The 3,233-nt window shown below is 67.1% G+C and carries 2 protein-coding genes; both read left to right on the plus strand.

What is annotated here, in order from left to right:
• Positions 1–76: 76 nt before the first annotated feature.
• Entirely contained in the window at positions 77–2,155 is a 2,079-nt protein-coding gene (locus EOA33_RS29285) for a hydantoinase/oxoprolinase family protein (RefSeq protein ID WP_127407228.1), read from the plus strand.
• A 4-nt stretch (positions 2,156–2,159) separates the two neighbouring features.
• Positions 2,160–3,233, plus strand: a 1,074-nt coding sequence (locus EOA33_RS29290) for a hydantoinase B/oxoprolinase family protein (protein WP_190234404.1), incomplete at its 3' end; no start/stop codon positions are given.

Consider the following 3,233-nt stretch of genomic DNA (forward strand, 5'->3'; position numbering starts at 1 on the left):
CTTGCCCATCATCCATCTTGGACCCAGACCGGCCAGCCGTGCCAGCTTTCTGCAGGCAGACAGGAAGGGACGCACCATGGATGGGGTCATCACTGGGGATGAGGCGCAAAGCGGAACCGACTGGAAGGTCGGCGTCGATATCGGCGGGACTTTCATCGATTTCTGCGCGCTCGAGGCGAACTCGGGACGCGTCGCCTCGCTGAAAGTGCTGACGACGCCGGAGGACCCGGGCGCCGAGCTGATGACGGGTCTCACCCTTCTGGGCGAACGCGAAGGTTTCGATCCGACCCATATGACGCGCTTCGTGCACGGCACGACTGTCGGCATCAACACCATCATCCAGCGCAAGGGCGCGCCACTGGCGCTGTTCACCAATGCCGGCTTCGAGGACGTCATCGAGCTGGCGCGGCTTCGCATGCCGGACATGTATTCGCTGTTCTGCGCGCGGCCGGATCCGCTGATCGCGCGCGACATGGTGTTCGGCATTCCGGCCCGCATGCGTGCCGATGGAAGCGAATCCGAGGCACCCGACATGGCGGCGGTGGAGCGTGCGGTGACGGCGGCAAAGGCGAACGGGGCGCAGGGGATTATCGTGTCCTTCCTGCATGCCTGGCGCAACGGCGCGCAGGAAGCTTCGGTGAAGCTGGCGGTCGCGCGCCTTGCGCCTGAGCTCTTTGTCTTCACCTCGGCCGAGGTCTGGCCGGTCATCCGCGAATATGAGCGCAGCTCGACCGCCATCCTCAACGGCTATGTTCATCCTCGCGTCTCTGGCTACCTGACGGCGCTGGAAGAGCGGCTGAAGCGTCGTGGCGTGCCGGCCCGGCCGATGCTGACCAAGTCGAATGGCGGGCTCATGAACGCCGCCGAAGGCAAGCGCGCCTGCGTCAACATGCTTTTGTCGGGAACGGCCTCAGGCGTCATCGGCGCCTCGTGGCTGGCGCGCCAGGCGGGCGAAGACAAGGTGCTGACCCTCGACATCGGCGGCACCTCGGCCGACTTCGCGCTGATCATCGGCGGCGAGGCGCAGTTCGGCACCGGCGAGCTGATCGGCGAATTTCCGCTCCACATCCCCTCCGTGTCGGTGAGCTCGATCGGCGTCGGCGGCGGCTCGATCGCCAGTGTCGATGCGCAGGGCGTGCTGCGCGTCGGACCGGAATCGGCGGGTTCGACGCCGGGGCCGGCATGCTACGGCCGTGGCGGCACGCAGGCGACGGTCACGGACGCCATGGTGGTGTGCGGATGGCTCGGTCACAGCGAGATGGCCTATGGCCAGCTCCGGATCGATACCGGGCTGGCGCATAGCGCGGTCGGCGAGCTTGCCGCCCGGCTCGGCCGCCCGGTCGAGCAGACCGCGCAGGCGATCCTCGACATCGCGGTGTCGGAGATGTTCGTCGAGGTCGAGAAGCTTGCCTCGCGCGCCGGCGTCGACCTGCGCGAATTCACGCTGATGCCCTTCGGCGGCGGCGGCCCGATGCTCGGCGCCTTCCTTGCCCGCGAACTCGGCATGAAGCGTGTCATGGCGCCGCGCCGCCCCGGCGTGGTGTCGGCGCTGGGCGGGCTTGTGGCGGACCTGCGCGGGGATTTCATACGCACCATCTTCAGCCCGCTGACGGCTGCGTCGCTCCCCGAGATCCGCGAGGCCTTCGATGCTCTCGCGCAAGAGGGGCGCGACTGGCTCGCGGCGCAGGGGCACGACGCGGCGGCTGAGCTCACTCTCTCCTGCGACATGCGCTATCTCGGCCAGAGCTATGAGATCGAGGTCGTCCTTTCACCGCAATGGCTGGCGGGCGCCAACCCGGAGGCAATCAAGCAGGCCTTCCACCGCACTCATGAGCAGCTCTACGATTTTCACGACCCCGTGGGCGAGATCGAGCTTGTGAATGTCCGGCTGTCGGCGATAGGTGCCGGCCCGGCGCTCTCCTTTCCGGAGATCGACGAGATCGGCGCCGCCGCCATCCCGGCGCGCCGGCTCCCTGTCTACACCGGCGTGAGCGTCGAGACCGTTGACCTCCACCAGCGGCAGACCCTCGTGCCGGGCAGCACCTTCCGAGGGCCTGCCGTGGTCGTGCAGGAAGACACCACCTTCGCCATTCCCGCTGGTGCGCAGGCGCGCGTCGACCGCCACCTCAACCTTCTGCTGACCTTCGCGGAGTGACACCATGTTTGACCGGACAAACCTGCAGGTTCTGGCGAACCACGCCCGCGCGGCCGCCGAGAACATGGCCCACACGCTGCACCGCACTGCGCACTCCGCCTTCGTCAAGGAGACGCAGGATTTCACCGTGATGCTGATGGACCGTGCGGGGGCGACCTTCGCCGTGCCGATGGAACTCGGCGCCACGTGGTATCCGGGACTTTCCTACCACCGCGCGATCGCGATGGTCGACGACTACCGGCCGGGCGACGTCGCCTTCACCAACGATCCCTATTCGGGCCACGTCGCCACGCACGCCCCCGACACGCATCTGTGGAAACCGGTCTTCGTCGACGGCGAGATCGTCGCCTGGACCGGAGGTCACATCCACAACACCGACATGGGCGGGGCCGTGCCGGCTTCGCTCAGCCGGGCGCTGACCGAAATCCATCAGGAAGGCATCCGCTTCCCGCCGATGAAGCTGGTGCGGGAGGGCGTCTTCGACGAGACGATCCTGCGTATCATGAGCACCAATGTGCGCAAGCCCGACCTCAACATCGGCGACATCAAGGCGCTTGTCGGCGCGCTCAACACCGGCGAGCGCAAGATCCAGGCAATGGTGCGGAAGTTCGGCAAGGCCGGCTTCATCGAAGGGGTTGCCGCGCTTCTCGATCATGCCGAGGCGCAGGCGCGCGACGTGCTGCGCGCCATGCCCGACGGCACCTGGGAATTCGCCGATTACGCCGACGAGGATTCGGTCGAGGCCAATCCCTGCCGGCTGAAGCTGACGCTGACGATCAAGGGCGACGAGGCGGTGCTCGACTTCACCGGCTCCGATCCGCAGTTGGGCTCCTCGCTCAACGTGCCTTCAGGTGGCGACCCGCGCCACACCATGCTGCTGGTCGGCGTCTACTACGTGCTCTACACGCTCAACCCGAAGATCCTGCTCAACACCGGCCTTACCCGGCCGTTCACCTGCATCACTCCCGAGGGATCGGTGCTGAACCCGGTCCACCCCGCAGCCGTCGGCATGCGCTCGCTCACCTGCGCCCGGCTGCGCTCGGTCATCTTCGGCGCCTTCTCGCAAGCAGTGCCCGAG

Source organism: Mesorhizobium sp. M4A.F.Ca.ET.050.02.1.1 (assembly GCF_003997725.1).
In the GTDB taxonomy this organism is placed as follows: domain Bacteria; phylum Pseudomonadota; class Alphaproteobacteria; order Rhizobiales; family Rhizobiaceae; genus Mesorhizobium.